This window comes from Micromonospora psammae (genome assembly GCF_036902725.1).
GTDB lineage: Bacteria > Actinomycetota > Actinomycetes > Mycobacteriales > Micromonosporaceae > Micromonospora.
In genome coordinates this window covers 84,647-106,565 of record NZ_JBAKHM010000017.1, presented here as the reverse complement: position 1 = coordinate 106,565, position 21,919 = coordinate 84,647, and the positions used below count along the sequence as shown (strand labels likewise).

Sequence of the window (21,919 nt, the reverse complement as noted above, 5' to 3'; positions counted from 1 at the left end):
TCCTCCTGTTCGAATCAAGCGGCGACCGGCGGGGTGCCGGCTGGGGTGGTGCTGAGTTCGTGGGCGAGTTCTTCGCGGCCGGTGGTTCGTCGTTCGCGGGCAAGGGCGGCGGCGGTGTTGGCGAGGAGTGCGTCTCCGGTGGTGTGCCAGCCGACTCCGGCGAAGGTGAGGGTGCCGACGATGAGGGTGGTGTCCTCGCCGCGCTGGTCGAGGGGCTCGCCGCCGGCGGCGGGGTGCTCGTGGTCCTGGTCCTCGTGCCGCCGGAACGCGATGCGGGTGTCGCGCAGGAGTTGGAAGGTCACGGAGTAGCGGCGGCCTTTGGTCAGGAAGTGCCCGCCGTAGCCGAGCATGTGCGCCCACCGACGCAGCCGGGCGTAGGGATTGGTGGCCTGTGGTCTTCTGGCCGGTTGGGTGTCAAGGGCGGCTTGACGTGCGGCGATGCAGACGGGGCAGGCGGCGTATCGGGTGTGGGTGCCGCAGTCGGGGCACTGCCAGCGGTCGACGAAGCCGGCTGCGGGTCGGGGGTCGCGGGGCCGCTCGGACAGGGGGACCGGGTTTCCGGTGGGTCGGCCGATGCGCCAGCAGGCGTCGATGAGGCGGGCGGTGTGGTCGCCGTCGGGGTCGGCGTAGTCGCCGATGGTGTCCGCAGTCAGGCGGGTGGAGGTGTGCCCGGTGGCCTCGGTGCTTTTGGTGGCGTATTTGGCAAGGTAGCCGGCGACCATGCCATCGGTGACCTCACCGCTGCCATCGGTGGTGATCGGCCGCAGGTCGACGCCCTTGTCCGGGTCGCCCCAGGCGATAGGCCAGCCCTCGGGCCGGTCGGGGTGGGCGGGGGTGTTGAAGGCGATCTGCGTGGCGGCGTGCCGCAGGGCGTCGACCAGCTCGGTGACGCCGAAGCCGGCCGGCGGGGGTACGACGGCGTCCGGGTCCAGGCCGTCAACGCCGTCGAGGCGGGCGATGGCGTGGAAATGGACCGCTCCCCGTGCTTGAAGTTCGGCGACCTTTCCCGGTGACAGCCGAACGGGCGGCACCTTCCGCGTCTTGCCGCAGGCGGTGACGACCTCGACGCGGGGCACGCCTCGGCGGCGGGCGAGTTTGGCGAGCCATCGTTCCGCGGCTTGTTTGGTGCGGTGCCACAGCTCGCCGGAGAAGATGTTCCACACGACCTGGTGGTCGTGGTCGTAGCAGTCCAGGCACAACGGCCGGCCGAGCACCGCGTCACCGGTTTCATGACGTGCCCAGCAGACAGCGGGGCGGCCGTGGGGGCAGAGGCCGGCGTCGCGGCGGGCGTGGCACGGTTCGGCTCGGCAGTCGCAGCGGCGGCGGTTGCCGCAGGTGTGTCGCTTGACCACGCGGGCGTGAACGGTGCCGAAGGATGGTGCGGTGAAGGTGGCGAACACCGCCGGATGCTGCGCCACCGTGTCGGGGACGCCCTTGCCGCCGACCAGGCCAGCGCGCAGGAGTTGGAACGCGTCCCGCTGGTAGGTCTGCGCACACGACGGGCAGACGGTGGCCCTCCGGTTGCCGCAGGCGGTGTAGATCGCGGCGTCGGGCATGGCGTCGGTATGCCGCTGGTCCAGCATCCGGCCGGTGGCAGGGTCAACGGTGTAGAGGCTGCCGGCGAGGCGGATGGGTCGGGTGCAGCCGGCGGCGGCGCGAACGTGTTCCAGCCAGCCGAAGTAGTCGGGGCGGGTGGCACGTTCGAAGGCGGAGCCGGCGGCGGTGTAGGCGTAGACGGGGGCGATGGTGTCGGCGTTCGAGCCCACACCCCGGGCCGAGGTGGTCTGGGGTGTGAGGTCCAGCGTCGAGGCCATCAGCCGCCGACCTCGGTGAGGTGGCGGGTGGTGATGGTGCGTTCGGTGACGATGACCCGGCAGGCGCCGCACTGGCGCTTGGCCGGCTCGTGCCGGTGACAGGGAATGAGGGTGGTCTGTTCGCCGCAGCGGACGGTGACCGGTGCCCGGCAGGGGCCGCCGGGGATGACGTCGACGAGGGTGCGGCGGATGTCGCACGGGTGCGGGTCGGCGAAGGCGGGGCAGGTGTGGGTGACCTGCTCGATGTCGACGAGGTAGATGGTCATCGGATACCACCGGCGATGGTGGCGAGGAGCTGCCCGGCGAGGGCCGGGGTGACGTCGAGCCGGTCGGCCAGCTCGGCGGCGGTGATGGGTGCTCCGGTGGCCTGTTCGTGCTGCACGGCCGCGAAGCGGGCCGGGGGCAGCAGGTGAGTCGGGACGGTGACGGGTTCCGGCTCGGCAGCCGGGGCGGGAGTCGGCTCGGTGACCGGGGTCGGAGTCGGTTCGGGGGTCGGGGTGATGGCGGCCGGCGGTGCCGGTTCGGGGGTGACCTGCTCGGCCACCTGGACGCGGATCGGCTCCACCTGCTCGACGGTGGGCGTGGTGTCCGCGATGGTGGGCGCCGGGGCGAGGACGAGCTTCACCAGTGCCATGAATGCCAGTGCCGGAACGGCGGACAGGAGCCACCCGGACGGGCCGGGCTTGGCGACGGCGAGTTGCGCGGCCAGGGACAGGCCGGCGGCGGCGATGAGCAGGAACAGCGGGTAGCCGATCGGAGCGCCGGCCCGACGGCGTCGGCGGATGGTCAACAGGCAGGCGATGGGGACCAGTTCGGACACGACGGCGTTGGCCCAGCCGAACCATTCACCCGTGCCGGCGGGGGAGTTGGCGAGGGTCCAGTCCTTGACGTGGGTGAACGAGGCGGCTCCGGCGAAGCCGGCGACAACAAGAAGGATGAGGACCAGGACGGCACCTTCCACGCGGGTGCCCATGCCGGTCGGAGTCTTGGCAGGCATCAGTGGCCTCCGTGGCAGTCAAGGCAGCAGCCGTAGCGGCGGGGGATGTAGTAGGGCTGGACCAGCCCGCAGACCCGGCAGGTGCGCCGGGCGCGCAGGGCTTTGGCGATGGCCTCCCGCTGGGCGGGCGTGGCAGTCCGCTTGGGGGCGGCGAGGTCGAGGCGGTAGAGGTAGGCGACGCGCTTGCCGCGACGCCAGAGGATCTGCGCGACCGGGTCATGACCTCCGGGACGAAGGCCGGCAGCGCGTAGTTGCCGGCGGGTGGCCAGGCCGTCAGGGGCGAGCCGGTACGGGTAGGTCGGAAAGCCGGTGGTGGTCATGCCTGGCCTCCCCAGCGCTGCTGGGCGGCCTGACGGGAGATGCCCAGGCGGGAGCCGATTTCGGCCCAGGAGTAGCCGAAGGCCCGCAGCCCGATCACGGCTTCACCGATCGCGTCATCGATGACGGCGGACAGTGCGACCAGGTCGCGGAGGGCTTCGACGTCGCCGGTGGCGACGCGGCGGCCGTGGGCGCGGATGATGCGCCGCGCGAAGGCGGCGAACTCGTCGTTCTCCACGACGGTGCGGTGCTTGAGTTGTTGCCCGAACGGCGTCAAGGACTTCTTGACAGTGCTCATCAGTTCTCGCCCCCCTGCTGGTGGAGGCGGTCCCACTCGTCGGCAGCGGCCTCAAGGGCCGTGATGACCTGCTCGGCAGTGCGGGTCGGGTCGTCGTTCCACGAGTAGGGCGAGGTGTGCTCGTCGAGGAGATATCCGTCCTCGTCGACGAAGAAGACCGGCGCGAAGTTGTCGAGGTGGTCGACGAACACGGCCATGGCCGTCAGGTAGTCGGCGAGGGTGTCGCCGTCGAGCTGGGAGAAGTGCTCGACCCGGTGGCCGGCGCAGGCGATGCCGATGGCCCCGGCGGCGCAGGCCGGCGGGGTGGGGAAGTCGGTGGGGAAGAGGTTGTTGTAGTAGGTGCCCTGGTGCCAGCCGTGCCGGCGCAGGTAGAGGGCAGCCATCCGCAGCAGGTCAGCGGGTGTGACCGGCGCGGTGGTGGGTGGGTTTTGGGTAGCCTTCATGGCAGCCACGTCCTTTCGGGGCTGTTGGTGGAGGTCGGCAGGACCAGCTCTGCTGCCAGGCGGGTTACTGGTCCTGTCGGCCGGTTATCGGGTGCGCAGCCGCAGGTAGCGGCGGTGGCGGGTGTCTTCGCCGCCCATCGGGGTCGGCGCGGACAGGTAGACGAGTCGGCCGCTGGCCGAGGCAACCCGGACCATCGCGGCGATCTCCGCCGGTTGGGCGACGATCCACAGCTCGATGAACTGGGCGGCGCGCTGGTTGTTCGTGCGGGCGTAGGTGCGCTCTCGGGTGGTCATGCCGCCATCTCCCAATCGCCGGCGGTGCCGGCCGGGGCGGATAAGCGGGTGGGGCGGCGGGTCCAGGCGGCGTAGTCGGCGATGCCGGCGATCTGGCTGTCGGAGAGGTAGGCGACCTTGATGCGGCGGGGAACGCCGCCTTCGGCGATGAGGTAGGCCGCGCCCTGGTTGGTCGGCTGAATGTCGGTGGCCGAGTAGCCCTGCTCGGCCCAGCCGTGACCGAGCACGATGTTCGAGCTGTTGGGTGTGGTGCACCGGAACGCGGCCCGGTAGCCGAACAGGTCCCGCAGGCTGGTGGGGATGATGTCGAAGGACGGCCGCTGGGTCGCTGCCACGACCGGGATGCCGGCGGCACGCCCGCGGGCGACCAGGTCGCGCAGGAGAGCGACGAATTCTTCCTGCTCCTGCTTGCTGCCGACGGTGGCGGAGTAGAAGGCGATTTCGTCGACCAGGACGGTGATGACCGACAGGCCGTCGGCGGCGGTGAGCTTGCGGCGCCCGTGGGCGCGGAGCCAGGCGTAGCGGTTGTTCATCACGACCTGAAGCCGTCGCAGGACGGTCAGGGCTTCGGTGATGTCGGGGCCGATGAACGCGTCAGCCACGTCTTCCCACTGCCCCAGCTCGACGAGCTTGCCGTCCAGCAGCACAAGGCGGGAGTCGACGGCGAGGGCGGCGTGGGCGGCGATGCAGTTGAGGAGGCCGGATTTGCCGCCGCCGGGTTCGCCGCCGGCGAGGAGGTTGCGGTAGGCGAGGGTGATGTAGACGGGCTGACCGAACTCGTCGATGCCGACGAAGATGGGGTCGAACATCGATAGGCCAGGTCCCACCGGAACCCCCGACGTGGGGGCGGGTGCCGTGGTGGTCATGAGGTGCCCTCCCTGGGCGATGAGTGGGCGCGAGGAGCCACACGAACGAGCCGTAGGGCTCCCCGCGTCCCGGTTGGGTAGGGGTCAGATCAGGCCGTCGTCGTGCAGCTCGTCGTGCCGGTCGGCATCGAGCTCGGCGTCACGGCGGCGATCCCACGAGCGGCCCTCACGGCCGCAGGCGTAGCAGTGGAAGTAGAAGCCGTCGGTGGCCTCGTCGTACTCGATCTGCGTCATGGTCAGATCCAGTCGGAAACGTCGTCCTCAGGAGCCGAGGACGACGCCGCGGGCTTGGTGCCGTTGGCGGTGCTGGCCGGCTTCTTCGCGGCCGGCTTGCCCTGGACGGGCAGGGTGATGACGGGTGCGTCGACGTCGGGCAGGTCCAGCGCCGTCGGGATCACCGGCGTCGGCCGGTCGGCCGTAGGCGTGTCCGGGGTGATGACGTCGACCAGCGGGGAGCCCACCGTGGCGGTGAGTACTTCGCGGCGTTTGATGTCGAACCGCAGGTATGCGGAGTTGCCGTCGGAGGCCCGCTCGACCAGAGCGGTGGCGGCGTGGCAGGCGACCGCGATGCGGTCGAGGCGGCCTTCCAGGTCGGCCATCGAAAGGCCGGGGCGCAGGTAGACCCAGACCCGCTCACCAACAGGCGTGGGACGAGCCCACAGGATCAGGGGTAGGGAGCCGGACTGGTTGGCGATGATGAACTGCGCGAAGCACACGCGCAGCCGGTGCCGCACCACGAAGCACCAGGTCCAAGCGACCACGGCGCGGCGGGTGACCGGCAGGGCAGCCGGGACGCCGACGACCAGGGCGACGACCGCCAGCGTGACGGGCGTGGAGGTGTGGTCGGCCAGCTGAACCCAGCCAGCGCCGAGGAGCGTGATGATCCCGATTTCGGGGGTCCACCACCAGAGCAGCCGCAGTACCGGCCAGATGCGGACCAGCACCCAGGCGAGCCCGCCGGTAGGTGCGCCGATGAGCGCGCCGACGAACAAGGCCAGGATGGGGTGCATGTAGGAAGCGGCCACCACGGCCGACAGAAGGCCGACGATGACCGCCGTCAGGATGAACGCCAACCGGGCGTTGCGGGCCGAGGAACGGTGGACCTTGGCCTCGATGACCGTCACCGTTCCGGTGTTCCGCCCAAAGGGGCGGCGAGGTCTAGACTTGGACACGACGAGTCCTCCCTTGCACGAGGGTGGATGAGTGGAGGGCACGGGGTCGGCAGGTTTGGACGCCAGTACCGACCCCGCGCCAGCTCTTACGGGGTGTGACCACCGGTCGTGGTCACCAGGCCGGGAACGTTGGACGCCAGAGCCGTCCCCGGACTGCCTGTGTTCGGTTGAGCGGTGCAGCGGACCTCAGCCGCTACGGGGTGCCACGGACACCAGTGGCAGACACAGCACGGTGAACGAGGACCTACTTCGCCGCCGAGTTACCAGCCTTCGGCTTCAGCGAGATCGCACGGAACGCGACGCCGTTACGCCCATTGGTCGCCCACGGAATGGCCTCCAACTGCTCGACAGCGACGAGCTGTCCCACCGTCACGCCCGGCTTCTCACCCGCCGTGGTGATGGTGATGATCTCGCCGCCAGTCTCGTCGAGAACGAAGACCTGGGTCGACCACATGAGCCGGCCAGTGTTCTTCTCCGACCGCTGGTTGCCGTTCTGGTCGTTCTTCGGCTCCGGGTCCTTCGTCACCTGGACCTGCTTGCTCTGGGTGTCCACGTACAGCTTCATGTCTGCTCCTTTGGCAGAGGGCTTGGGTGCCCCGGGTGTCTCTCACCCGTGCATCAAGAAAAACGCATGCCGGGCTGCCCGAGCAGGTGACGGGACAGGACGCACATGGCGAGGGATGACCGGTAGTGACGAGGGATGACGCACCCCTTGCAATCGCCGCAACAAATAGGGCATGGTGGATCGGGCGAATTGTGTCTGCGTACCGATCGGGGATGGTTCATGACGCCGCTACGGCAAGCGCGACAGGACAGGGGTTGGTCGAAAGCGCGACTGGCCCACGAACTGGAACGGCTGGCGCAGGGGCGGCATGCACTGGCGACACGGGCCAGCCTGCTACGCATGATCTCAGCGTGGGAGAGCGGTGAACGAGATGCGTCTGACCCGTACCGCTCTCTTTTGTGCCAGGCATACGCGCGTGACGCTGCCGAGCTGGGGCTCAGCGGCGGAACTGACCGAGTCCGCTCTGACATCGGCCTCACCTACAGTGCCTCGTTGAGCCAGGCGGCGTCGACCCTCGGCGATTTGACGCGGTTCGACGAGATGAAACACACCGCCGTGGCTCTCGGTAAATACATGCCGGACGCGCTGAACGCGGCTTGTCTCGACTGGCTCTTTGGAACTTCCGTGACGGACCTTCCGGCGCGCGGGGGATCGGTCTCTCCACAAGATGTGGATGAAGTCCGGGCGATGACTAGCACGTTTGACGGGCTTGACAGAAGATTTGGCGGCGAGCACTGCCGAATGATGGCGGTCCGATACCTTCGGGACCGCGTTATTCCGAAGGTTCATGCGACGAAGCCGGCAGCTATTGAGCGGGAACTGTTCAGCGCGACCGCAGTTCTTTGTGAGCTGATCGGCTGGATGGCCTATGACACGTCACGACACTCCCTGGCGCAGCGGTATTTCATTCAGGCACTGCGTTTCGCGGAGGCCGCCGGCGACCAGGCTTATGCGGCCTACGTACTGACCAGCATGGCTGACCAGGCCCTGTACCTTCGCCGCCCAGACCAGGCACTCCGACTCGCCCAGGTAGCCCGAGACACAAGCACCCGGGCCGGCATGCCGGTCGCAGTCACCGAAGCATGCATCTTCGAAGCACGAGCCTTTGCCGCCCAAGGCGACGAAGCGGGATGCACCGCGGCACTGCTTCGCGCGGAGCAGAGCTTCAACCAGGTTGTCCCAGAGGAAGGCCCCGAGTGGAGCAAGCACTGGGGTGATGTGCTGTTTGCCAGCCATGCCGGCACGTGCTGGGTCGAGCTCGGCAAGGCCAAAGAAGCGCGACCCATGCTGCAACTGGTCTGGGACAACACCAAGGACCAAGCCCGCCGCCGCGTCTACGGTGCCGTCCAGCTGGCTCGTGTGGCACTCCTTGACGGGGACATCGAGCAATCAACAGCCTTCGCCATGACGGCAGTTGAATCGGCCGCCGGACTGACGTCTCATCGATCCCGAGAGCACCTGACACAGCTTCGGCAGCAGCTCGCACCCTACGAGCGGCAAGCCGCCGTCAGGAACTTCCAGCGGCGCGCTGATCTGCTCCTGGCCAGCTGAGGTGCATTGAGGTGACCACGCTCGCAGTTCAGTACGGTAAGGCCGTGACGTTGGCCGAGGATCTCCTCGCTGAGGGCGAGCCGGAACGCGAGTTCAACCCAGGCATCGCCGGACGGCTGCCCCGCAAGCGGGTAGCAGGCGGCGCCCTGATCCGTGATCCCGCTGGCAGGGTGCTCTTCGTCGTGCCTGGGTACAAGCCGTTCCTCGACATCCCGGGCGGCGTGGCCGACGCCGATGAATCACCGCTGGCCGCGTGTCGCCGGGAGATCCGCGAGGAGATCGGACTCGACCTGCCTGTCAACCGGCTGCTGGTCGTCGACTGGATTCCGGCCCACGGCGTCTGGCCCGACGGCATCATGTTCATCTTCGACGGCGGGCAGCTCGACGAGGACCAGGCCGATGCCCTCAAGCCGACCGACGACGAACTCAAGGGTCTACGGTTCTTGGCCTACGACGAGGCGGTGCCGCTTCTCCGGCCGTCCATGGCACGCAGGGTGCGAGCTGCGCTCGACGCACTCGACGGTGACCAGCCGCACTACGCCGAGTTCGGCCGATCGCAGTAGTCAGGCTGCCGGCCGGGCTACCGGCGAAGTGGTTCAAACTTTCTGTACGTCTTCAAGGCGGCCCGCAACGGGCCGCACGCGCCGCCGCCAGGGCGCGCGCCGGCCGCTGCCGCTGTCGCTCTGCGGCCGTCACGCCTAACGCCCGGCAGCTGGCGCGAAGGGCGGGAAGCCCGGAGGGCCGCCGCAGAACGACAGACCGTTGACGAGTGGTGTGGTGGGCCGGCAGCCGGCCGGGCCGCGTGGCCACGAGCCGCGCGGCGTAGAGGAGCGCACGCCGTCCACGTCGGCGAGATGCCGGCGGTCGCGGGGTTGCGGCTACTGCGCCTCCGGCGGGGGCGCTCCGGCTCCAGGATGGCCGGGGCTCCGCCGGCGGGTCACGTTCCGCGGGTGGTTGCGGTAGGCCATCCCGCCTGCCATCGACCCGGGCAAGCCGAGCAGACCACCGCCCGACCCGCCAGCGTCCGAACCTGCGTCAAGGTCCGCTTGACGTGGCGGGCCGGGCGGCGGCCCGCTCCCCCGTAGGGCGGGTCGATGGCATACGGGATGGAAGGTTCGGTACGCGTGTACTGGTCAGCTTGGGCAAACCGCCATATGGCTTGCAGGAACCCGGACCAGGCGGTCATGCGACTGCATATCCTGCATAAGGCGGAATGCGTCGGGACAGCCGATCTCACCTAGGGAGTGGCACTCCTCAAGGATTCGCCGTGTGTCTATGGTGACGATACCGCGTGCCACAGCAAAATCGAGAGCGGAGTAGTCGTCCGTTATGAAAATTCCAGAGGGATCTACGTTCTCGATGTGGTATATGATCTCGGCTTCCCCCAGATGCTCCAAGGGCTTGTCCGATGTGCCGCCAAGGCCGCGGCGGATATTGTCGATCTCAGTTAGGGCAACAGTGGTTCCCTCGATTTCGAGAGGTTCGCCTAACCATGTTGCATCTAAGACTTGTTGTAGGTACGGACTGGACGTCACGCCCCTCTTCACTTCACGACGGACGGTCTCTGTCCATCGAGCCCTGTAGTCGTAGCGCTCTTCCAGCAGGTCGAGGCGGTTAACTGCCGCGAAGTTCGAAAGGGTGCATGTGTCGAAGTAAACGTCCCCAATCCTGGCACTCACAGAGCCGGCTCCAGCGATTCTGTCGCCTTGCGGTCACGCCTTCGATACGGAGCAAGTTCGTCAAGCAACTGATCAGATTCGACCGAGAGTAGTTTCGCGAGCGGCTTTACACTGATCTTGCCCTGAACGTAAGCTTCGACTGCCCGGTAGAGTAGATTCCCGGGAACTCGTCTATCGCCACGCGCTTGGAGGTCACTGGTTCTCCCCGTACGGAGGGCGATCCGAGTGGACGACATGGAGCGAATCCTGTCTCGACCCGCAGCATCGATCACTCCGACGTTGTGCAAACGAAACGCGAGTGCGTCCAGGCTCACGCCGTAACGGCTCAGAAGTTCGGCTACCAAATCTTCAGAGACGTAGCCTCGAGGAACTGAGTCCTTCAGCGCATTTGCTGGCATTAGGAACCCAGCCGCAAAAGCGTTTGCGCGCTCTTCGTCGGGGTTCTTGCGGCCGAAGACATTCTCGTCGATTCGCAGAACCTGAGAGTCGCCTGTAAGAAGGTGGCCAATCTCGTGAGCCAGCGTGAACCGTTGACGGGTCGCAGAAATTCCGCTATTCACCAGAGCAAGTCGGAACCCACCGCTTGACACGCTAAGCCCGTCAAGACCGGCAGGAAGTGGCTCGAAACCGATGTCTATGCCGAGCCGCTTCTCTAGCAGGTCGGAAAAGTCAGACAGCTCATAGGGAAAGACTTCATCCGCGACCCCTAGTTGGGACCTCAACTGAACGCTTAGCGCTTCCCCTTGCTGGTGTGGGCTCCCTGCCACTTCCTCGGGTGCGCCCCCTAGCGCAGCAGCCCAAGCGAACCCAAGGTCAGCTAGAAGGCGGTCCAGCTCGACATACTCCTCGGTCCGCGCCAGAGCGGACGCCAACGCCGGCGTGGTGTCTGGCTGGGCGCGAGCCGCTAGGAGGACGGCTGGCTGCTCCTGCTCGGAAAGGAGGGACTGAACTGAGACGCGGAGTGTCTCAGCGACCAGCGCAACTTCGAGAGACTTGAAGTTGCGCTGGCCTGAGAGGGCTCGAGAGAGAGCCGATGCGTCGATGTCGATGGCGTCCGCGAGCTGTTGCTGAGTCATCCCAGCCTCAGTCATTGCCGCACGGATACGGTCGGCGAGGATCTCACGGCTGACGGGCATGAGTCCATCCTATGCCGATCTTGAGAAAATCGCAACGATACCTTGTTCTTACCTCATGACGCAAGAGGCAAAACGGGCGTTAGGAGCTTAAGCGCGATTTAGTACATGTGTCCTAGCGTGGCTGAGGGGTGGCGCGATCAAGCGGCTGAGTCAACCCTGCATAGCCTGGGCACCTGCCTATGCCGGGGAAGTGGGTTCCCGGATCTGCGATCGGTAGGCATGTGTTGCCCAGGTTCTGCCAGTGGCCATGAGTTCGCGAGATTCGCTCATGGTCTAGGGGTCGACGCCGGGAGGCCCATCGATGACGGAGTGGCAGATGCCTCGAGGGCCGCGGCAACGGCTTCGAACTCAGCCAGCGCAGCCGTTAGGTCCTCGACGATCTCGCGGGCTATGAGCTCCGGCGCTGGGAGGTTGTCCATGTCCTCCAGCGACTCGTCGCGCAACCAGGTGATGTCGAGGTTGACCTTGTCACGAGCGACGAGATCGTCGTAGGCGAAGGGCTTGAATCGCTCCGTCTCGATCCGCTCCGAACGCGGCTCCCCGGGCGCGTAGCAGGACACGAAGTCGTCGAGATGGTGCCGGCGCAGGGGGTTCTGCTTGAGCGTGAAGTGCTGGTTGGTCCGTAGGTCGTAGATCCATAGCCGCTCGGTCCACGGCCGCTCGGCCGCAGGCTTCTTGTCGAAGAACAGCACGTTGGCCTTCACGCCCTGGGCGTAGAAGATGCCGGTGGGCAGCCGCAGCATGGTGTGCAGATCAAAGTCACGCAGCATGCGGCGGCGCAATGCCTCGCCGGCGCCGCCCTCGAACAGCACGTTGTCGGGCAGAACGACAGCGGCCCGCCCGTTGATGTCCAGGATCGTGGCGATGTGCTGCAGGAAGTTCAGCTGCTTGTTGGCCGTGGTGACCACGAAGTCCTGCCGCTCGATTTCCCGCTCGTCGCGGGACTCGCGGCCGTCAGCGCCGACCATGGTGAGAGAGGACTTGCGGCCAAACGGCGGGTTGGACAGCACCACCGAGTAGCGCTGCCCGGGGTCCGCGATGAGCGCGTCCTTGACCTCGATAAGGCTTGCGCCGTTCGCGGTGCCGATGCCGTGCAGCAGCAGGTTCATCGCCGCCAGCCGGGCGGTGCCGTCGACCAACTCGACGCCATGCACGAACGTGTCCCGCAGGTGCTCCCGCTCGCTCGGGGTCAACATCTCAGCGTTCCGGGAGGCATACTCGTGCGCGGCCAGCAGGAAGCCGCTCGTGCCAGCCGCTGGGTCCACGACGGTGTCCTGCACAGTCGGCTGGATGCAGTCGACCATCCCGTGGGTCAATGCCCGGGGGGTGAAGTACTGGCCCGCGCCGGACTTGATGTCCTCCGCGCCCTTGGACAGCAGCTCCTCGTACGCATCGCCCTTGATGTCGGTTCCGGTGGCCGACCAGTTCTCCTTGTCGATTAAGTCGACAATCAGGCGCTTGAGCTTGGCTGGGTCCTGGATCCGGTTCTGCGCCTTACGGAAGATCGTGCCGAGCGTGCCGGGCTGCTTAGCAAGATCTTCCAATATATGCCGATAGGTGATCTCCAACTCATCGCCGTCGGCGTCAAGTAGCCGCTGCCAGGAGCAGTGGGGCGGCACGATCCGCTCCGGCTTAAGCGGACGGGTCTCCCGCTCGTGGGCCATCTTAAGAAACAACAGGTACGTCAGTTGCTCGGTGTACTCGATGGTGCCGACCCCATCGTCGCGTAGCACGTTGCAATACGACCACAGTTTGTCGACCAAGCGGCGAGCATTAGACACCGGCCATCTCCTCTACGATTTGCATGTCCCTCGACCGCCCCGTCAACTGACCAGAGAACGCGGCGACGAGAGTAGCATGGCGCAGCCGCTCCGCTTTTGCTCGAACCGCGCTCATTTCAGCGCCCAATCGGTACCGGCGTTCCCGCACCTCGGTAAGCGCCTCGACCAGTTCCCTTTGTCGGGCAAGTGGAGGAACTGGCATGAAGAGCGACTTCAGTTTCGAAACACTGAGAGTGTGAAGACCGCTACTTGAGCTGGCGAGCTCCGTCAATCTTTGCCGATTCTGTGGCGAATTCCAAACAGCTTCTAAGTAGGCGGAGTCCAGTTCGTTTGTCGGACGCACCCTGATCAAGTGGTTCTGATGGACGCAATCTTCGATCGAGCCGTCCCACAGGGCTGCTCGACCGATCTGCGACGGGCTGCCGTTGCCCTCGACTACGAGAAGGTCGCCTGGTTGGAGGCGCAGCCTCGCAAGTTCCCCGCTGAACAGCTCGATCCTATGAACGTCGTGGAGATCGAGGCCGTACTTGGTTACGTTTGCGACGCGGAGGAACGGATACGCATTATTCTGGGGCGTTCGCTTATGCTGCTTCTGAATCCCGCCTTGGACGAGCGTAACTTCGTACAGCGGCCGTTCATCGCCGTCCCGGCACCGCGACAGTGCAGAGGCTTCGTAAGCCGCCAGACGGCGTTGCGTGGATGACATGAGACCATTGGCGGCGTCCAGCCGGGAAAGATGGTCTTCGAGGATGTCGACAAGCTGCCGCTGTTCATTTGGCGGCGGAAGTGGAACGGGTAGGGCGGATACCCGTTTCTTGGATATTTGAGGAAGGACGGAGCCGTCTGCGATAGAAGCTAGATTAAAAGACTCGAACCACAACCGTAGGTAACGAGGATCCACTTGTTCGCTAGGAACGATTGCCATACAATTAAGGTCAATGACGCCTGGGATCGCCATTCGGCGCTTTTTGTTAGTGGCAATTGCGCCTCCCGCTTTCGGGAAAACGATGGTATCGACGGGAACTGTCGCAAGGCCTAATAGCTGCAGCTCATCAGCGGCTAGGTAGGTGCGTGCCTCCCTTAGGTCGGATGCGTGATCATTCATGTCACCGACCTTGAAAAACGGGATTATGCGATCGGGGCGAGGATTCTCGGCAAGGTACCGATCGAGGCTCCTCGGGGTTCTGCCGGGTCGCACAGTAGCGACAGTCTCTAGCGGTGTCACCCGCCACCCTGAAGGGACGGACGTCATGCCGTCAGCTCCATGTTGAGCTGGTTCATGAGCTCGGCCGCCTTCGGACCAAGATCGCGGACGGCGCCGTCGACCCCGCCGCGTTCAATGAAGGGCGCGTTGTCCAGGTCGTCCGGGCTGACGCCCGCCGACGCGGCGATCACTTCGACCATCCGGTCCAGCCACCATCTCTCGGTCTCGCTGAAGGCTGCTCCGGCCTGTTGTTGTTGGAGCAGCCATGCAGCGTATCGTTCGCGGACCCGCTCGGCGTAGGGCACCAGCTGGTCATCGTCGCCCACGGTGAACCGGATCAGGGACACCAGGTCGGTGAGGGTGTGCCGGTCGCTGTGCTTTACGCGGCCGGCGTCGAGGGCCTCGTAGGCGGACCAGATCAGGTCGGGCGTCCAGTTGCGCGGTGGACGGCCGATGCGCTCGGCGAGCTCTTTGATGTCGGTAAAGGCGATGCGCCGCTCGCGGGCCTCGGTCAGCAGCTGGATCGCGGTGATCTCACTGCGGTGCTCGTCGAGGTATGCCTGCCAGGACTCAACGATCGAGCGGGCGCGGGAGGTGTCAACTACCCCATAAGCATCGACGAGGGTGTCGACGCTGACCTCGTCGATAATCCGGTCGTGTGCCTGACGTAGCTCCAGAATCCGCTGCCGTAGCTCTGGATTGGAGGCCAGTGGCCTTACCGCCGCGTCCAGCAGTTCCTGTAGGGCGGCCGCCCGGTCGGGAGCATGAGCTGTCACCTTGGCATGGGTGTCGGGATCGACGGCGTCGACCAGGTCGCGCACAATTTCCCGCACTGGTCTGTCGGCGACTCGGTCGAGTTCGGCCTGCTCGGCCGGCGTCAGCTGCAGCTGCAGCGAGGCGAGCCGTGAGGCGAGGGTAGCGACCTCCGCCTCGGTCAGAGTGAGCGCAGCAGCCTTGTCGAGCAGCTGCTTGAGCGAAACGCCCTTCTCCCGGTTCAGCGGCGGATCGACGAAGTCGTGCTCGGTGACGCCGATGGCGTCGACGATGACAAAGCGAGTCTTCTCGGTGGCGTCCGGGGTTACGGCCTGGAAGTCGGCCGAGGTTATGGTGCGCGCGCCTCGGCCCTTCATCTGCTCGAAGTACGACGCGGAGCGCACGTCGCGCAGGAAGAAGACGCACTCCAGAGGCTTGACGTCGGTGCCGGTGGCGATCATGTCCACCGTCACCGCGATGCGCAGGCTGGCGGAGGTGCGAAACGCCTGCAGCTGGGCCTTGGGATCCTTGGCGCTGTAGGTGATCTTCGTGGCAAAATCGTTGCCCTTGCCGAACACCTCCCGCACGGTGGTGACGACCTCCTCGGCGTGGGCGTCGTCTTTGCAGAAGATCAACGTCTTGGGCACCGTGGTGCGGCCGGGGAAGATCTCGGTGAACAACTTGCCGCGGAAGGTGTCCAGCACCAGCCGGATCTGGGATTTGGCGGTGACCGCCCGGTCCAGCTGCTTGCTGGTGTATTCCAGGTTCTCGTCGAGCTGCTCCAGACGCTGCACGCGGGTGCGCCGGTCGACCTTGGGCACGACGGTGCCGGCGTCGATCTGGGACCCCTGCTCGCTGATTTCGGTCTTGATCCGGTACAGGTCGAAATCGACGTTGACCCGGTCTGCGACCGATTGCGGATAGGTGTACTCGGAGACCAGGTTCTGCCGGAAGAAGCCGAAGGTTTGCTTGCCGGGGGTGGCGGTCAGGCCGACGATGTGCGCGTCGAAGTAATCCAGCACGCCGCGCCACACTCCGTAGATTGACCGGTGCGCCTCGTCGACGATGACCAGGTCGAAGGTCTCCGGCGGCAGCTCCCGGTTGTAGATTACGGTGACCGGAGCGTCGGGGACGAAGTCGTCCAGCCCGGGGTCGTCCTGGTCGGTGACCGGCTGGCCGGACAGCGCCCGGTACACCCGCTGGATGGTGGAGATCACGACATTAGTGCTGCGCAGCATTCCGGCGCTGGTGAGCTTGTCAACGTTGTACAGCTCGGTGAACCGCCGCCCGTCGTCAGGGGTGCGGTAGTTCTGAAACTCAGCCAGGGTCTGGTCGGCGAGGTTGTTGCGGTCAACTAGGAACAGGATCCGGGCGAAGCCGCCGTGCTTGAGCAGTCGGTAGGACTCGGTGACAGCGGTGTAGGTCTTGCCGGCGCCGGTCGCCATCTGCACCAGCGACCGGTCGAACTGTTGCTGGGCCAGAGAGAGTTCGATGCCCTGAATCGCGGTGGTCTGCGCCGGGCGCAGTGGTGCGGTGTCCAATGCGGGTAGGTGCTGCACCTTGGCCCGCCAGGTCGGATTTTCTGGGTCCGCCTCGGCCTCGCGCAGGATGCGGGCCAGGGTGCCCGGCTGCGGGAAGGCGAAGATCCGCCGCGCCCGGGGCTGCGGGTCGAAGCCGTTGGTGAAGTGGGTCTCCGAGCCGCTGGCCTCGAACACAAACGGCAGCCGCCCGTCGATGGTCAGTGCCTTGAGCCGCACCTTGTCCGGCAAGCCCTCGGCGTACCGGGCGGACTGCCACTCCACCCCCGACAGGGGGGTGCCCACGGGTTTGGCCTCGATCACGCCGACCGCCTGACGGTCAACGTAGAGCAGATAGTCGGCGCGGCCGTGGCCCTGGGCCATCACCACCTCACGGACCGCGACACCCTGAGTGGCAAACAGGTTCATCGCCTTGCGGTCCTGTACCACCCAGCCAGCGTCCGTCAACTGGCGGTCTATGAGCAGGCGCGCACGCTGCTCCGCCGCCAGGCGCTGATTCCCCGCTATCCCGTCCATGTGGAGGGACAGTGTAGGCCGCAGGCCAAGATCCGGAACATATGCGGAATGACCAACATTCCGACCGGGTGTCCTATTGACGTTTCCGCAGCTCTGGTCGCCTTAGATGGTCGACCCGCCATCGGATTCCTAAACCGTGTGTCGCAGGTTCGAATCCTGCCGGGGGCACCAGGTCGCAGCCTTGATCATCGATCACTGTTCGGACTTTCGGGGCTTGCGTGCCGGCTGGTTGCCAGATCGCTTCGCTACCTTCGCCCGGCTCGTGCCAAGGCGGCCCGCAAGCGGGCCGCGCCGGCCGGCCACGCTGGCGGGGGACAACTCGAAGACCTCGGGCGCTCCGCCCCGAACCCCGACCTCCTCAGAGATCCGCTACGAAGCCGTATGGTTCCCCGTATGACCCGCCTTCGTCCGACCTAGGAGCATCGCGATGCGATGGCACGATCAGCACGCGGGGCGGGCACATGGGTGGTGAAGTGGGTTGGTGATCGGGAACTACCGGGAGCTTTTCGCTCTGGTGCGTAAGCGGCCGCTCATGTATCTACTCCGGGCAGACTTCGCCAGCGTCGTTGCGTTCGTCGAGGGCTGCGACCACGGGAACGCTCGCAGCCTGCTCACTGGCTTCAGGGAGTGGCTGGTGACCCGCGTCGGGTGTGGGAGCAACCTGGTCTGGTGGAGCCTGGTTCTGCGACTGACCGAGCCGGAAGGCGAGAAGAGCCCGCGCGACATGGACCACGAGACCGATGCCCGCGCCACTGAAACGCTGTTCCAATGCCTGGACGACTTCCTGGCGCTGCGCGAAGAGCACGATGGGCTGCGCAGGATCTACGCAGCCCATCAGGCGTGGCTCGACGCCCGCGATCTCAACCACTGCCTCGCATCCGGCGCACCAGCTTGTCCGGTCGTCGACTGGCCGAAGCCGCAAGCCGCAGGCCGCCATGGGCTGCCTTCCTACGGGCCAGCAGCCACGACGAGGAACGGGCACGAGCGAGCATGAGACGTACCGGACCCTTGGGTGACATACGCGCTCTTCCAAACGGACACTACGGCAGGGCGAGCGTTCCGCATCTAGTCCGCAAGAGATCGATGGACGACGGGAGCGGTGTGAGATGTCGAGAGCCTTTTCCGCTGCCAGACCCTCTTGTGCCCACGTCGTGAGGGCAGCCAGTCTGATCTCATGATCCTCGGTCGCCGTGCCCGTTGGCGCGGGAGCCGAGGGTCAACGGCGGTCAGCTCCTGGACGTGGCAGCCAGCATGGCGACGCAGGTCGAGCCAGGTCACTGCCGAGCGGCTTCCGGCCGCGTCCACATTTTCTAAACCGCGTGTCGCAGGTTCGAATCCTGGGGCACCTTGAGGCCAAACGCCATTTGAGCAGCGGATGCGTCCCCCCGTCGATTAGCGGCACCGAGCAGTGCCGACAGGACCCGGACGAAGGCCGGACGACGTTGGTCTGGGTGTCGAACTCGCCCGGCTTTTCGGTCTCGGGACAGTAGTAGCCCAGGTGGCTGACAGGTCGGCTGGAGCGCCTGAGCGATCATGTCGGCTATGACCTCAACTGCCCCGGACAGGCAGCGGCCCAACGGAGCCCAGTACGTCAAGATCTGGTTCAGGTTCATGCCGCGTGAGGGGTGGCTTCCCTATGACACCGAGGGTCTGTGGGCCGTGGAGGTCGGTCCTGACGTCGCTCGGGTCAGCAATGTGCCGTTCCTTCAGGACCGAGTGGCTGAGGGTGATGTGGTGCGCTTTAGGACGGACCGTGACGGGGTTCGGTGGGCGACCGAGCGGGTTGGGGCGTCCGGCAACTGCACGGTGCGGGTGCTTCCGATCCCTAGCGGCCCGCTCGGACGAAGCCCAGGCCGTGCATGATCGTCTTGGGCTCTTCGGCCTCGGTGGCGAGTCGTTCAGCGAAGATCTTCCGCTCGTCGCGCTCAACGTGCCGGCCGACGCTGACTTTCCGCGGCTTAAGGCGGTCTTGCTCCAAGGCGAGGCTGAGGGCTGGTGGCAGTTCGAGGAGGCGTGTGTGACTGACGCCTGGAATTCCGCCTGACGGGCCGGGCGATGTCGCGCAGGTCCTGATACCGGTCTGTCGCGCAGTTCCGGGGACCGGACAGCCGGCTGCCGGCAGGTCGGGCTGCACTTGATGCGTGACGCAGTGGTCCCACTTGACGCGTTCGCGCGATGGGCTGCGGCTGTTACATCTCAGCGGACGCAAGGCGTACTCGACGGCCAGCCAGGGGCGTGGCCTTCGGCCTGCTCTGTCAATCCAACAGCCCGTACAGTCGCTTGGTGAACATGGAGCAGGTCCGGCAGGCATATGCGTCCGTCGCGGAGCTCTACATCGAGCTGTTCGGTACAAGCCAGCAGGTACACGCCGACGACCTCGCCTTCATCGGGCGACATCTGGCGGACCGACCTGGCACGGTGCTCGATCTGGGCTGTGGGCCTGGCCATATCACCGACTACCTTCGCTCGCTGGGCGTCAACGCGACGGGAATCGACCTGGTCCCCGAGTTCATCGCCCATGCGCGGGCAGCCCACCCGAGCGGTAGCTACGAACTCGGGTCAATGGAAAATCTCGCCGTTGCCGACCACTCGATCGCCGGCATCCTGGCCTGGGGCTCGTTGATCCATCTGCCTCCGCAAGATCTCGACGGCGTCCTCGCTGAGTTCCGGCGAGTAATGGCCCCGGCCGGAACGTTGGTGCTCGCTCTCTTCGTAGGTGACGAGGTCGCCGCCTTCGACCACAAGGTCGTGACCGCCTATCGCTGGCCGGTGGACGAGTTCTCCCAGCGACTGGCGCGAGCTGGCTTCACGGAAGTTGAACGTCTGCAGCGGCCCAGCGAAGGCCCTCATCGGCCGCACGCCGCCATCGCGGCGATCGCGACGGAAGGGTGAGCTGAGTCGACGAGCCGGGGGAGTGCAGGACGGAAGGGTATTCGTACGGGCCAGGCCAACCGCGCAATCCAGGCGTGGCCTGAGTGCGCCCTTCTTCGGGAAACCGTCCTCGTCCGTGATCACCACCGCATCGGAGCGGTCGAGCTGCTACACCAGCCAGAAACGCACGTCACCGCGTAGGGCGTCGGCGTCCCACACCGCCGTACGGGGAGGGAGGCGGTCCGGCGGCAGGCCGCCCTGACCTGGCCGCGCCGTGGTCAGTTCCCTCTTACGCAGAACTCGTTGCCGTCGGGATCGGCCAGCACGACGGCGCCGTCCTCACCGACCTTGAGCCGAGTGGCTCCGAGGGAGACCAGCCGGTCGACCTCCGCTTGCTGGTCGCCACCGGCCGGGGCGAGGTCGAAGCGCTGCCGGTTCCTCACCTCTTTCGGGGCCACGGGCGGACCTCCCCATGCGACCTTCGTGCCGCCGTGCGGTGACTGGATCGCGGTCTCCTGGTCCTGGTCCCACACCAGCGGCCAGCCCAGCGCCTCGCTCCAGAAGAGGCCGACCTCCCGGGTGCCGTCGCAGGCGAGTTCCCCGAGCAGGCCGCACCCGGCGAGGAAGGTGTTGCCCGGCTCGATCACGCAGAACTGGTTGCCTTCAGGGTCGGCCAGGACGACGTGCCCCTCCTCGGGGCGCTGCCCGACGTCGAGGTGGCCGCCGCCGAGCCCCAGCGCCGCCGCCACCGTGTGCTGCTGGTCGGCGGGGCTGGCGCTGGTCAGGTGAAGGTGCATGCGGTCGGGCCCCACCTTCTCCGCGCGGCCTGGGACGAACCGGAGGCTGAGCTGGGTGTCCTCGCCAGGCAGGAGCGCACCACCGGCGTCCTGGACGACCTCCCGGCCGAGCATTCCGGCCCAGAACTGCGCCAGGCGAGCTGGGTCGTGCGCCTCGAAGGTCACCGTCAGCATCCGCGGAAGCATTGCTGCACCGTAGACACGGGCCAGCAAGACAACAAGGTGGTTCTTGAGAAGTCGGCGCGAGAGGAACAGATGGTCTTCCCGGCCAGCTTGGCGGTGTGCTGGGAGCGGTGACGTCCCCACGGCCAGGAGCAAACGGTCTGCCGCTGCCGAGGAAGCGGGGGAGCCCGGAGGGCTACCGCCGGAACGGCCGGCATCCTGCGGACGAGGTCACGCCGGTCCACGCTGGTCCGGCGGCTGGCGGTGGCGTCTGCTCATCGATGTCGGGCCGGCATGGCAGGAGGTTGGCGGTGGCTCCTGTCAGCGGATGCCATCAGCTGTCGAAGCTGGATCACGCGTGGTGGCGTTGGGCGTTGGGCCGCCCGGCTTCCGCCGCTTCAGCCAGGTCGCGCCGACGAGGTTCAGACCGACACCCCAGATCAGGAGGACGACGAGCCACTGCGCCCAGTTCGCCGCGCTCATCTGGCCCGAGAGCAGGTTCCGGACTGTGGCGTACGGGGTGAAGGCTTGTGCGGGCTGGAGGACGTCGACTCCGCCCAGCACGGCCCACAGGCCCAGCGGCAGCACGATGGTGGCGAGGCATGCGACGACGACGGACCGCAGGAGCAGCCCCAGCCCGGTCCCGACCAGCTGGGCGACCAGCTGTACCAGGACGCCGCCCAGCGCGATGGTTGCGGCGTGCCGCCACGGGTCCGGGGTGGTGCCCGACGGTGCGAGTGCGAGAGCAGCGGCACAGACCAGGACCCCGAAGAGTCCGACCGCGGCGGCCAGGAGCGCCGCCGCCAGCAGAGTGGGGGCGGTTCGGGCTGTGCGGGGTGCCCGGCCCAGGTCGTGAGCCAGCAGGACGCCGAGGAACGGCACCGTCACCGACATCAGGCTCTGCACCATGTCCGAGAGGGTGGCGAAGGTGAGGTCGCCGGAGTGCGCTGCCGCGGTCATCGCCAGGGCGGCCAGCAGGCCCAGCAACAGAGTGATCGCCACCAGCACCCGTCGGGGCCGCGTCCCGACGGAACGCCGGGCCGCAGTGAGAGTCGCGTCGGCAAAGCCGGTCGACTCTCCGGTCGTGTCCACAGTGTGCTCTTTCAAATCCCCGCCTCCTGTTTCCCCGTTCCGTCAGGTTCTCCTGTCCGCAGCAGGCAGTGT

General features: G+C 66.6%; 24 protein-coding genes. 6 read left to right on the top strand and 18 right to left on the bottom strand.

Annotated features, from left to right (window positions below; all coding sequences use genetic code 11):
• Positions 1-14: 14 nt before the first annotated feature.
• The 11 genes from V6U79_RS20425 to V6U79_RS20375 form a co-directional block, all read right to left on the bottom strand.
• Positions 15-1,814, bottom strand: coding sequence for a replication initiator (locus V6U79_RS20425; protein WP_334615491.1), 1,800 nt, complete (start codon positions 1,812-1,814; stop codon positions 15-17).
• Positions 1,814-2,080: a hypothetical protein gene (locus V6U79_RS20420; protein ID WP_334615490.1), complete on the bottom strand. Its 267-nt coding sequence runs from the start codon at positions 2,078-2,080 to the stop codon at positions 1,814-1,816. The genes V6U79_RS20425 and V6U79_RS20420 overlap by 1 nt, the downstream gene beginning before the upstream one ends.
• The gene (locus V6U79_RS20415; protein ID WP_334615489.1) at positions 2,077-2,811 is read right to left on the bottom strand and encodes a hypothetical protein; all 735 of its coding nucleotides are present in this window, start codon (positions 2,809-2,811) and stop codon (positions 2,077-2,079) included. The genes V6U79_RS20420 and V6U79_RS20415 overlap by 4 nt, the downstream gene beginning before the upstream one ends.
• Positions 2,811-3,131 carry an RRQRL motif-containing zinc-binding protein gene (locus tag V6U79_RS20410; protein ID WP_334615488.1) on the bottom strand — a complete coding sequence of 107 codons (321 nt, stop codon included), beginning with the start codon at positions 3,129-3,131 and terminating at the stop codon, positions 2,811-2,813. The genes V6U79_RS20415 and V6U79_RS20410 overlap by 1 nt, the downstream gene beginning before the upstream one ends.
• Complete coding sequence (locus V6U79_RS20405; protein ID WP_334615487.1) at positions 3,128-3,427, bottom strand: hypothetical protein; 300 nt, start codon at positions 3,425-3,427, stop codon at positions 3,128-3,130. Before V6U79_RS20405 ends, V6U79_RS20410 begins: the two co-directional genes overlap by 4 nt.
• Entirely contained in the window at positions 3,427-3,870 is a 444-nt protein-coding gene (locus V6U79_RS20400) for a DUF6197 family protein (protein WP_334615486.1), read from the bottom strand. The genes V6U79_RS20405 and V6U79_RS20400 overlap by 1 nt, the downstream gene beginning before the upstream one ends.
• Before the next feature lie 84 nt (positions 3,871-3,954).
• Complete coding sequence (locus V6U79_RS20395) at positions 3,955-4,164, bottom strand: hypothetical protein (RefSeq protein ID WP_334615485.1); 210 nt, start codon at positions 4,162-4,164, stop codon at positions 3,955-3,957.
• Complete coding sequence (locus V6U79_RS20390) at positions 4,161-5,030, bottom strand: FtsK/SpoIIIE domain-containing protein (protein WP_334615484.1); 870 nt, start codon at positions 5,028-5,030, stop codon at positions 4,161-4,163. Before V6U79_RS20390 ends, V6U79_RS20395 begins: the two co-directional genes overlap by 4 nt.
• Positions 5,031-5,114: 84 nt before the next feature.
• Positions 5,115-5,264 carry a hypothetical protein gene (locus tag V6U79_RS20385; protein WP_334615483.1) on the bottom strand — a complete coding sequence of 50 codons (150 nt, stop codon included), beginning with the start codon at positions 5,262-5,264 and terminating at the stop codon, positions 5,115-5,117.
• 2 nt (positions 5,265-5,266) lie between these two features.
• A complete protein-coding gene (locus V6U79_RS20380) occupies positions 5,267-6,154 on the bottom strand; it encodes a hypothetical protein (RefSeq protein WP_334615482.1) in 888 nt (295 codons plus the stop codon).
• Positions 6,155-6,446: 292 nt separating this feature from the next.
• Positions 6,447-6,767, bottom strand: coding sequence for a hypothetical protein (locus V6U79_RS20375; protein ID WP_089021118.1), 321 nt, complete (start codon positions 6,765-6,767; stop codon positions 6,447-6,449).
• A 135-nt stretch (positions 6,768-6,902) separates the two neighbouring features.
• Between V6U79_RS20375 and V6U79_RS20370 the strand changes: the two genes are divergently transcribed.
• Positions 6,903-8,318: a helix-turn-helix domain-containing protein gene (locus tag V6U79_RS20370; protein ID WP_503629761.1), complete on the top strand. Its 1,416-nt coding sequence runs from the start codon at positions 6,903-6,905 to the stop codon at positions 8,316-8,318.
• A gap of 11 nt (positions 8,319-8,329) precedes the next feature.
• Complete coding sequence (locus V6U79_RS20365; protein WP_334615479.1) at positions 8,330-8,881, top strand: NUDIX domain-containing protein; 552 nt, start codon at positions 8,330-8,332, stop codon at positions 8,879-8,881.
• A gap of 570 nt (positions 8,882-9,451) precedes the next feature.
• On the opposite strand, the gene V6U79_RS20360 is transcribed toward V6U79_RS20365, so the two are convergent.
• From V6U79_RS20360 to V6U79_RS20340, 5 genes are all read right to left on the bottom strand, one after another.
• Positions 9,452-9,997 carry a PIN domain-containing protein gene (locus tag V6U79_RS20360; RefSeq protein ID WP_334615478.1) on the bottom strand — a complete coding sequence of 182 codons (546 nt, stop codon included), beginning with the start codon at positions 9,995-9,997 and terminating at the stop codon, positions 9,452-9,454.
• The gene (locus V6U79_RS20355; protein ID WP_334615477.1) at positions 9,994-11,133 is read right to left on the bottom strand and encodes a helix-turn-helix domain-containing protein; all 1,140 of its coding nucleotides are present in this window, start codon (positions 11,131-11,133) and stop codon (positions 9,994-9,996) included. Before V6U79_RS20355 ends, V6U79_RS20360 begins: the two co-directional genes overlap by 4 nt.
• A 266-nt stretch (positions 11,134-11,399) precedes the next feature.
• A complete protein-coding gene (locus tag V6U79_RS20350) occupies positions 11,400-12,896 on the bottom strand; it encodes a class I SAM-dependent DNA methyltransferase (RefSeq protein ID WP_334615476.1) in 1,497 nt (498 codons plus the stop codon).
• 10 nt (positions 12,897-12,906) lie between these two features.
• A complete protein-coding gene (locus V6U79_RS20345; RefSeq protein WP_334615475.1) occupies positions 12,907-14,166 on the bottom strand; it encodes a restriction endonuclease subunit S in 1,260 nt (419 codons plus the stop codon).
• A complete protein-coding gene (locus tag V6U79_RS20340; protein WP_334615474.1) occupies positions 14,163-16,925 on the bottom strand; it encodes a type I restriction endonuclease subunit R in 2,763 nt (920 codons plus the stop codon). The genes V6U79_RS20345 and V6U79_RS20340 overlap by 4 nt, the downstream gene beginning before the upstream one ends.
• Before the next feature lie 481 nt (positions 16,926-17,406).
• Here V6U79_RS20340 and V6U79_RS20335 point away from each other — a divergent pair, with 481 nt between their 5' ends.
• The 4 genes from V6U79_RS20335 to V6U79_RS20320 all read left to right on the top strand — a co-directional run bounded on the left by V6U79_RS20335 (position 17,407) and on the right by V6U79_RS20320 (position 19,817).
• Complete coding sequence (locus V6U79_RS20335) at positions 17,407-17,919, top strand: hypothetical protein (protein WP_334529780.1); 513 nt, start codon at positions 17,407-17,409, stop codon at positions 17,917-17,919.
• 539 nt (positions 17,920-18,458) lie between these two features.
• A complete protein-coding gene (locus V6U79_RS20330) occupies positions 18,459-18,788 on the top strand; it encodes a DUF4265 domain-containing protein (protein WP_334615473.1) in 330 nt (109 codons plus the stop codon).
• The gene (locus tag V6U79_RS20325) at positions 18,781-18,969 is read left to right on the top strand and encodes a DUF4265 domain-containing protein (RefSeq protein ID WP_334615472.1); all 189 of its coding nucleotides are present in this window, start codon (positions 18,781-18,783) and stop codon (positions 18,967-18,969) included. The genes V6U79_RS20330 and V6U79_RS20325 overlap by 8 nt, the downstream gene beginning before the upstream one ends.
• 239 nt (positions 18,970-19,208) lie before the next feature.
• Positions 19,209-19,817, top strand: coding sequence for a class I SAM-dependent methyltransferase (locus tag V6U79_RS20320; RefSeq protein WP_334615471.1), 609 nt, complete (start codon positions 19,209-19,211; stop codon positions 19,815-19,817).
• Between the two features lie 257 nt (positions 19,818-20,074).
• On the opposite strand, the gene V6U79_RS20315 is transcribed toward V6U79_RS20320, so the two are convergent.
• Together V6U79_RS20315 and V6U79_RS20310 are read right to left on the bottom strand one after the other, a co-directional pair.
• The gene (locus V6U79_RS20315) at positions 20,075-20,779 is read right to left on the bottom strand and encodes a VOC family protein (protein WP_334615470.1); all 705 of its coding nucleotides are present in this window, start codon (positions 20,777-20,779) and stop codon (positions 20,075-20,077) included.
• 297 nt (positions 20,780-21,076) lie between these two features.
• Positions 21,077-21,847, bottom strand: a complete 771-nt coding sequence (locus V6U79_RS20310) for a hypothetical protein (protein WP_334615469.1) — start codon at positions 21,845-21,847, stop codon at positions 21,077-21,079.
• Between the last annotated feature and the right edge of the window lie 72 nt (positions 21,848-21,919).

Excerpts from the sequence above, each read along its gene's own strand:
- V6U79_RS20425 (WP_334615491.1), bottom strand. The coding sequence starts at position 1,814 with ATGGCCTCGACGCTGGACCTCACACCCCAGACCACCTCGGCCCGGGGT.
- V6U79_RS20420 (WP_334615490.1), bottom strand. The coding sequence starts at position 2,080 with ATGACCATCTACCTCGTCGACATCGAGCAGGTCACCCACACCTGCCCC.
- V6U79_RS20415 (WP_334615489.1), bottom strand. The coding sequence starts at position 2,811 with ATGCCTGCCAAGACTCCGACCGGCATGGGCACCCGCGTGGAAGGTGCC.
- V6U79_RS20410 (WP_334615488.1), bottom strand. The coding sequence starts at position 3,131 with ATGACCACCACCGGCTTTCCGACCTACCCGTACCGGCTCGCCCCTGAC.
- V6U79_RS20405 (WP_334615487.1), bottom strand. The coding sequence starts at position 3,427 with ATGAGCACTGTCAAGAAGTCCTTGACGCCGTTCGGGCAACAACTCAAG.
- V6U79_RS20400 (WP_334615486.1), bottom strand. The coding sequence starts at position 3,870 with ATGAAGGCTACCCAAAACCCACCCACCACCGCGCCGGTCACACCCGCT.
- V6U79_RS20395 (WP_334615485.1), bottom strand. The coding sequence starts at position 4,164 with ATGACCACCCGAGAGCGCACCTACGCCCGCACGAACAACCAGCGCGCC.
- V6U79_RS20390 (WP_334615484.1), bottom strand. The coding sequence starts at position 5,030 with ATGACCACCACGGCACCCGCCCCCACGTCGGGGGTTCCGGTGGGACCT.
- V6U79_RS20385 (WP_334615483.1), bottom strand. The coding sequence starts at position 5,264 with ATGACGCAGATCGAGTACGACGAGGCCACCGACGGCTTCTACTTCCAC.
- V6U79_RS20375 (WP_089021118.1), bottom strand. The coding sequence starts at position 6,767 with ATGAAGCTGTACGTGGACACCCAGAGCAAGCAGGTCCAGGTGACGAAG.
- V6U79_RS20370 (WP_503629761.1), top strand. The coding sequence starts at position 6,903 with ATGACGCACCCCTTGCAATCGCCGCAACAAATAGGGCATGGTGGATCG.
- V6U79_RS20355 (WP_334615477.1), bottom strand. The coding sequence starts at position 11,133 with ATGCCCGTCAGCCGTGAGATCCTCGCCGACCGTATCCGTGCGGCAATG.
- V6U79_RS20345 (WP_334615475.1), bottom strand. The coding sequence starts at position 14,166 with ATGACGTCCGTCCCTTCAGGGTGGCGGGTGACACCGCTAGAGACTGTC.
- V6U79_RS20340 (WP_334615474.1), bottom strand. The coding sequence starts at position 16,925 with ATGGACGGGATAGCGGGGAATCAGCGCCTGGCGGCGGAGCAGCGTGCG.
- V6U79_RS20330 (WP_334615473.1), top strand. The coding sequence starts at position 18,459 with ATGTCGGCTATGACCTCAACTGCCCCGGACAGGCAGCGGCCCAACGGA.
- V6U79_RS20315 (WP_334615470.1), bottom strand. The coding sequence starts at position 20,779 with ATGCTTCCGCGGATGCTGACGGTGACCTTCGAGGCGCACGACCCAGCT.